This window comes from Emticicia sp. (assembly GCF_043780375.1).
GTDB lineage: Bacteria > Bacteroidota > Bacteroidia > Cytophagales > Spirosomataceae > Emticicia.
Map to the genome: position 1 here is coordinate 1 of NZ_JAYWCU010000083.1, position 7,254 is coordinate 7,254.

Here is a 7,254-nt window from a genome sequence, read left to right on the forward strand (position 1 = left end):
TATATCGGCACTTATGATAAAACACCTCATACGTATTATGCCTTGGGTTTTGGAGGCAATGGGATAACGTTTAGTGTGATTGCTGCCGAAATAATAACAGATATGATTATGGGGAAAAAGAATAAGGATGCCCTACTTTATTCTTTTAATAGATAAAAAAGTCAATAGATTATTTAATCAATTAATAATTACCCCCCCTTAGAAAATATAAACATAACAACAGCATCGGCTACTTATAGCCCACTATCCTTATCTAATAATAGATGGTTTAATGCCAATTATTGCTGTGTACCTTCACTGTATGATAACGAAATGATTTATCCCATTCAAGAGTAAAGTATTATAACAAATAATTAAATTCTATCACTGTTATACTTATCAGTTGTTGAAAGAAGGGTCGCGGTTTTACTCGGTCGCCTCAATCTTCTCCACAGGAGAGAGGTCTTAGAAACGACCGTCGCCTATGGAGAAGAGCTGGGGGATGATACTACTTAAATTTTTTGTTGTTCAAACACTAACTTATCTCTGTATTTGCTTCATCCAATTTCCCCAAGCAAGACCAATTCTTGATGAAATGACACCAAAAAGTAATGCCAAAGCAAGTCCTTTTGCCCAATCAATTAAGCCCATGTTATTACGAGAACTAAATTTGTAACGATATTCCCAGTCAGCGTCATTTTGAAAAGACCAAGACTCACTTCCCCAAAACCAATTACGAGCCAAAGGAGATTCATGAATAAATGTACCAAATGGATAATGTGTAATAAAAAGTATAATCGTAAAAGTAAGTCCTAAAAACAAAGCCAAAAGCCAGTCATTTTTTGCTGAAAACTTATCTCGTAACCAGTCAATAGCAAAGGCAGGAATAAATAGCAGTAACGGAAAACCCAGTGTTTGATAGGTAGTAATTTTATTATGAATTGGCCCTAGCAATGGCTCGGCAGGAAACAACCTAATTGTAGCATTAACAGCCCAATCGAAAATCAAAAAGGCAATACAAATATAAGTTATTCCCCATTTTTTTCCCGATGCTCGACCAGTAGCAAGTAAAATAAAGGGAAATGCAATACTTGCCACTTGATAAAATGAGGCTCTGTGCATTGCCCAACGACCCAAAGATTCGGAAAGAAAAGTAAAAATAGAGGTAATAAAAAAAGCCGCCGTTAGGATAAACATCCATTGAAGACGATTGGTACGTTTAGCATTTTCTTGTACTGAAAGTGAATCAATTTTGTCTTTTCTATTCAAAAATGCCAATGTACCAACCATTGCCCCCATCTGAACACTCATTAAACCTAAAAGTAAAATGGTGTGTGGCGGAGAAAGAATCTGCACGTCAAGTCCGTAAGTATTGTGCCACCAATCATCGAATGGAGCAGAGGTTAGCGAAGCAATTCCGCCCCATATACAGAAAAGTCCGCCTAAAGAGCTATAAAAAATGCCCCAAAAATTGACCATTTTGCCTTTTTCGAGCAACGTACCCCAAAACGAAGTTTTTAGCACTTGATAACCAGAGAAAAAACCTGCAGTGGCAGCACCTACATAAGTAACCACGTGAGGAGCAGAAAAAAGCCCATCTCGCCCGATGCTCATGTGCCAAGCAATGTCCCACAAAATGCCCAAAATTACGCACATTGAAGCAATTACACTTACATAAACATAGGTGGGAATATCAAGTAGAAGTTTACTCGTAGAAGCATACGTTTTTTTGTCTGTAATTGATTGATTAATAGCTGTTTCCATAAAAAATTTGGTTATTTATTTTTTGACATCTGAGCTGAATTTTACCCCTAATTTTGCACAAAATATTTGTTTTTCAAAATAAACCCAACTGCCCTTGTCTCGGTAAGCCACCTTCATGGCGAAGTAGCCATTCTTTTCGCCAAAGGTCGCCTCCGTAGCCAACCAAACTTCCGTCAGTGCCAATAACTCGATGGCAAGGCAGAATAATTGTAATTGGGTTACGTCCATTGGCAGTTCCTACTGCCCGAATGGCTTTTTCGTTGCCAATTCGTCGAGAAAATTCAAGATACGAAATTGTTTTTCCATAAGGAATCGTTTTGAGATATTCCCATACATTTTGCTGAAAATCAGTGCCTTGCGGAAGCATCGGCAAATCAAAATTTTTGAGTTTTCCCGCAAAATAGGCATCAAACTGCTTCATACATTCTTCGATTACAAACGACGTTTCTGAAGTTTCTTCCAATTGACGGCTTGGTTTTTTCAGAGCTTCTCGAAACAGCACGTGGGTGAGGGAAGTATCGCTTGCCGATATTTCTAAAATCCCAACAGGTGAAGAATAATGTTTAGTATAAAGCATAATTTTGTGAAATATTCATTAGATTTCCAAAGATACAAAAAACTAATGTTTGAAAAACTTTTCTGATAATCAATCAGTTATAAAATAAGTAGTCGTAATTTTGCATACTTTTTTTAATTAAACGCTCCTAAACAACCAGAAGGTTGTTGTGAAAATATATGGTAGTACCTTACAAAGAAAAAGATAGTAGCAAGCGTGAACAAATTGCTGAAATGTTTGACAACGTTTCGCCCAAATATGATTTTTTGAATCATCTGCTCAGTGGTGGAATTGATTTTTGGTGGAGAAAAAAGGCTATTTCGATGCTACGTGACCAAAAACCACAATTGATTCTGGATATTGCAACTGGCACGGGCGATTTGGCTGTGGAGGCAGTAAAGCAATTGAAGCCCGAAAAAGTAATCGGTGTTGATATTTCGGAAGGTATGCTTTCGTTTGGTCGTGAAAAAATGAAAAAGTTGGGTTTAGAAAAAACTATCGAACTACAAATGGGCGATTCTGAGAAATTATTGTTCAATAACAATACTTTTGATGCTGTCATCGTTTCTTTTGGAGTACGTAACTTTGAAAATTTAGAAAAAGGCTTGACCGATATGTGCCGAGTTACGAAATCGGGCGGCACCTGCATGGTGATGGAGTTTTCTAAACCTAAAACACCTATTATCAAGCAGTTATATTGGTTTTATAATGCCACAATTGTACCTATGATTGGCAAATTAGTATCAAACGATAGCTCTGCTTATAGCTATTTGCCAGAGTCGGTAATGGCTTTTCCAGAAGGAAACGATTTCTTGAAAATTTTTGAAAAAGCAGGCTTTCGTCAAACAAAATGTATTCCTTTAACTTTTGGTGTCTGCTCTATTTATATTGGCAAAAAGCCGTAAAGTTTTTTTATTTAATTTATGAAAAACGTCCCGTTTGTTCGAGTTAGTTTCAAAATAGTAGTTTTATTGATGCTTACTCAAACTCTTTCTGCACAGCAAAATCGTCGGCATTTTCAAGCTGATTACGATGCTAAGGCTATGAGGTTTGGCTATTTTTTGGGTCTGACAAATACTTATTTTAACGTTAAATTTAATAATTATTTTGTTAATAAAGACAACTATTACGCCATCACTTCACCCACAACTTATGGTTTGAAAATGGGGGGTTTAGTCAATTTTCGATTGAATGATTATTTCGACTTTCGAGTTTTGCCAACTGTAGCAATCTATGGACGAAGATTGGAGTATCGTTTCATTAATACAACTGTTCCTGACGACGATAAAGACAAATTTGGTCAAAGAGAAGAACTTCGAGAAACAGCATGGTTTGAGCTACCAGTAATGTTTAAATACAAGTCTGAAAGACGTGGAAACGTGCGAATGTATGTTTTTGGAGGAATGCGTTTTGGTGTAGAAACCAATGCTGTAAACCGAAAAAAACGCCAACAGTTTTCGACCAAAAGCAATGATTTTAGTATTGAATATGGCACTGGAATTGAGGTTTTTCGAGAATATTTCAAGTTTGCTCCTGAATTACATTTCTCGCATGGAATTAAAAATTTAGTTGACCCCGTTAATTCTCGTGGCACAGCCATTGGTGGTATTGATAGATTAACAACGCACACAGTTACGCTGTTTTTATTGTTTGAATAAATTAGATTTGAGAAGTGAAATACGAGATTTATGAAAAAGCATTTCTTATCTCAGTATTTAAAATCTCCAAAATGAAATATATCGCTATTTTTCTTGTTCGACTTTACCAAGCAGGTATTTCTCCTTGGTTTCCGTCTTCGTGTCGTTATACCCCAACTTGTTCACAATATTCGGTCGAAGCTTTTCAGAAACATGGCTTTTTCAAAGGTTTTTGGCTAACAATCAAACGTATTTCTCGTTGCCATCCTTTTAGTCATACACATGGCTATGACCCTGTTCCTTGATAGGCGTTAGGACGCAGAATTTTGGTTTTAGGTAAAAACACAATCAAAGCTAAACAAACTAAAAATTTAAAACTTTTTGTAGCACTATTCAAAGAACTTTCTTCACTATTTTCTTATTTATTTAAATCAAATGTCTTTCTAATTTGTTCTTGTAAAATAGTCCGTAAATTTGGTCTTACAACAAAATCTTTTTCGTCAATGACCTCGGCAATGACACTCGAACAACGCCAATATCCTATCGGAAAATGGAAAGTAAAAAAGAACTATTCGGTTAAAGAAATCGAAAAAAACATTGCTATTATTGAGAAATATCCTGCAAAATACAAACGCCTCACCAAAAAACTTTCGGACCAAGATTTGGCAAAGCAATACCGTGAAGGTGCTTGGAATGTACGTCAGTTATTAACTCATATTTCAGATATGCACCTCTTGCACTTTGCTCGTTTCAAACAAGCACTTTGTGATGAAAATCCTGTTGGTTTTGTAGCAAATATCAATGCTTGGAACAATACTTCCGAAATATCCAGCACGCCGCCAGCCGATGCTTTATTGCTGCTCGAAGCTACGCACAAGCGTTGGATACATTTGATGAAAACCATGTCGGAAAACGATTTTGACAAGACTTTCTTTCATGCTCTTCGCCAAATAAATCTGACATTGGCACAAGCTCTAAGCATGGCTGCATGGCACACCAAACATCATTTTGAACACATCAAAATTGCATTGAAATAACAAAATTATATTTTTAAATTAAAATAAATTTCCCTTTTTAGGGAATAGGGATTAATGAACAATACCTATTATATCATAGATTTCGATAGCACTTTTACGAAAGTAGAAGGCCTCGACGAATTAGCAAATATTGCCTTAGCTGGCAGTTCATCCCAAGAAAAAGTAGTCAGCCAAATCAGAAGTTTGACTGAACAAGGCATGAATGGCGAAATTACTTTTTCGGAAGCTCTCAGCAGACGAATTGAGTTATTAAAGGCTAATCGTTCTGATATTAAAAAATTAGTTGATTTTCTTCATACCCAAGTATCGGAATCATTTCAAAGAAACGAAAAGTTTTTGCGTGAATATGCCGACCGTATTTTGATTGTTTCGGGCGGTTTCAAAGAGTTTATCGTGCCAATTGTTACTTCAATGGGTATCAAAGAGGCAAACGTATATGCCAATACTTTTGTGTTTGATGCCGAAGATAATATTATTGGCGTTGACCAAGACAATATGCTTGCTCACGCAAAAGGAAAAGTAAAATTATTAGCTTCATTAAATTTGGAAGGCGATATATATGCTATTGGTGATGGTTATACCGACTATGAACTTCGTTCATCGGGTTTGGCAAATCGTTTTTATGCTTTTACAGAAAACGTTGAGCGTGAGAAAGTTACATCAAAAGCCGACCATATTGTGCCGTCGTTAGATGAGTTTTTATATCTGAATAAACTTCCTCGTAGTCAATCGTATCCAAAGAGCCGAATCAAGGTTTTATTGCTCGAAAATGTTCATTCCGTAGCGATTGAAGCATTTAAGCATGAAGGCTTTGACGTGGAAACCCACAAAGGAGCTATGGACGAAGATGAATTGATGGAGAAAATAAAAGGCGTTTCAATTTTAGGACTTCGTTCAAAAACAAACGTTACAAAGAAAGTTCTTGAAAATGCTGACAAATTGATAATAATTGGGGCTTTTTGTATAGGAACTAATCAAATCGACCTTAAAACTTGTACCGAAAAAGGCATTGCTGTTTTCAATGCTCCGTATAGTAATACTCGTTCGGTGGTAGAACTTGCCATTGGCGAAATGATTATGCTAATCCGTAACGTTTTCACAAAAAGCACTCAAATGCACGCTGGTAAATGGGACAAATCAGCTAATAATAGCTTTGAAGTGCGTGGAAAAAAATTAGGTTTGATTGGCTACGGACATATCGGAACGCAACTTTCGGTTATCGGTGAGGCACTTGGAATGGAGATTTATTTCTACGACATAGTTGATAAAATGCCCATAGGAAATGCAAAAAAATGCCGTTCGTTGGAAGAAGTTTTGCGAGTATCTGATGTGGTAAGTATGCACATTGATGGTCGTAAAGAAAACACCAATGTTTTTGGCAAACGTGAGTTTGAAATGATGAAAGACGGTGTAATTTTCATGAATCTCGCTCGTGGGCACGTGGTCGAGGTTCCAGCTTTGGTAGAAGCCATCAAATCGGGCAAAGTTGCTGGTGCAGGTGTTGATGTTTTTCCTTACGAACCAAAAACCAATAGCGAGCCTTTTGAAAACGAATTGCGTGGACTTCCCAATGTAATCCTAACTCCTCACATTGGGGGAAGCACCGAAGAAGCACAAGAAGGAATAGGTCTTTACGTGCCTGAACGCTTACTCGAATACATGAATAATGGCAGCACAACGGGCAGCGTAAATTTCCCAGAAGTACAATTGCCATTATTAGTAGATTCGCATCGTTTACTGCATATTCACAAAAATGTTCCTGGAATTTTGGCTAAAATCAACAATATTTTTGCCAAACACCAAATCAATATTATTGGTCAATATTTGAAAACGAATGAAAAAATTGGCTATGTGATTATGGATATTAGCAAAGGCTATACCGACGAATTTGTGCAGGAAATCAAAGATATTGACGAAACTATTCGATTTAGAATGTTGTATTGATAGATGATAGAATTTAATACGATACTAAAATTATTAGAAGCTGTTTGGCTTAATCTTGCTAAGTTTAAATCAAATAGCTTCTTAAAGTCTTACGGAATTTCGATTAATAAACTCAAAAATCACATTAGACCAAACGAATTTCTTTCAAAATTTCTGCACCGCCATTTTCTAAAACTTCTTTTGCCAATTCTTCACCTAACTTTTCGGCTTGATCGGCAGATCTTTTACTGTATTTCCTAACAATTGTTTGTCCATCTAAACTGATAATTCCTGCTGTCATTTCGAGTTCTGAATGACCATTTTTTTCATCCGAAATACACCATCCAAAAGATGGAAT

Annotated in this window: 7 protein-coding genes and 1 pseudogene; 5 read left to right on the top strand and 3 right to left on the bottom strand. The window is 36.5% G+C overall.

From position 1 onward, the window contains the following. Positions 1-519: 519 nt before the first annotated feature. Positions 520-1,743: a hypothetical protein gene (locus ACH2CJ_RS06330; protein ID WP_394991411.1), complete on the bottom strand. Its 1,224-nt coding sequence runs from the start codon at positions 1,741-1,743 to the stop codon at positions 520-522. Between the two features lie 73 nt (positions 1,744-1,816). Continuing rightward, positions 1,817-2,320 carry a methylated-DNA--[protein]-cysteine S-methyltransferase gene (locus ACH2CJ_RS06335; protein ID WP_394991412.1) on the bottom strand — a complete coding sequence of 168 codons (504 nt, stop codon included), beginning with the start codon at positions 2,318-2,320 and terminating at the stop codon, positions 1,817-1,819. A gap of 158 nt (positions 2,321-2,478) precedes the next feature. Here ACH2CJ_RS06335 and ubiE point away from each other — a divergent pair, with 158 nt between their 5' ends. The 5 genes from ubiE (at position 2,479) to serA (ending at position 6,917) form a co-directional block, all read left to right on the top strand. Continuing rightward, entirely contained in the window at positions 2,479-3,204 is a 726-nt protein-coding gene (gene ubiE / locus ACH2CJ_RS06340) for a bifunctional demethylmenaquinone methyltransferase/2-methoxy-6-polyprenyl-1,4-benzoquinol methylase UbiE (RefSeq protein WP_394991413.1), read from the top strand. Positions 3,205-3,222: 18 nt separating this feature from the next. Beyond that, positions 3,223-3,957, top strand: a complete 735-nt coding sequence (locus ACH2CJ_RS06345) for a porin family protein (protein WP_394991414.1) — start codon at positions 3,223-3,225, stop codon at positions 3,955-3,957. Positions 3,958-4,028: 71 nt separating this feature from the next. Continuing rightward, positions 4,029-4,241 (top strand): membrane protein insertion efficiency factor YidD, encoded by a 213-nt coding sequence (gene yidD / locus ACH2CJ_RS06350; RefSeq protein WP_394991415.1) that lies wholly within the window; start codon positions 4,029-4,031, stop codon positions 4,239-4,241. Positions 4,242-4,439: 198 nt separating this feature from the next. After that, positions 4,440-4,973 (top strand): DinB family protein, encoded by a 534-nt coding sequence (locus ACH2CJ_RS06355; RefSeq protein WP_394991416.1) that lies wholly within the window; start codon positions 4,440-4,442, stop codon positions 4,971-4,973. A gap of 54 nt (positions 4,974-5,027) precedes the next feature. Next, positions 5,028-6,917, top strand: coding sequence for a phosphoglycerate dehydrogenase (serA, locus tag ACH2CJ_RS06360; RefSeq protein WP_394991417.1), 1,890 nt, complete (start codon positions 5,028-5,030; stop codon positions 6,915-6,917). 124 nt (positions 6,918-7,041) lie between these two features. Here serA and ACH2CJ_RS06365 read toward each other — a convergent pair. Beyond that, positions 7,042-7,254, bottom strand: a pseudogene (locus ACH2CJ_RS06365) (hydroxymethylbilane synthase); the annotation flags it as partial.

Bases quoted from the DNA above. Each gene is read 5' to 3' on its own strand.
- ACH2CJ_RS06330 (WP_394991411.1), bottom strand. From the start codon at position 1,743: ATGGAAACAGCTATTAATCAATCAATTACAGACAAAAAAACGTATGCT.
- ACH2CJ_RS06335 (WP_394991412.1), bottom strand. From the start codon at position 2,320: ATGCTTTATACTAAACATTATTCTTCACCTGTTGGGATTTTAGAAATA.
- ubiE (WP_394991413.1), top strand. From the start codon at position 2,479: ATGGTAGTACCTTACAAAGAAAAAGATAGTAGCAAGCGTGAACAAATT.
- ACH2CJ_RS06345 (WP_394991414.1), top strand. From the start codon at position 3,223: ATGAAAAACGTCCCGTTTGTTCGAGTTAGTTTCAAAATAGTAGTTTTA.
- yidD (WP_394991415.1), top strand. From the start codon at position 4,029: ATGAAATATATCGCTATTTTTCTTGTTCGACTTTACCAAGCAGGTATT.
- ACH2CJ_RS06355 (WP_394991416.1), top strand. From the start codon at position 4,440: ATGACCTCGGCAATGACACTCGAACAACGCCAATATCCTATCGGAAAA.
- serA (WP_394991417.1), top strand. From the start codon at position 5,028: ATGAACAATACCTATTATATCATAGATTTCGATAGCACTTTTACGAAA.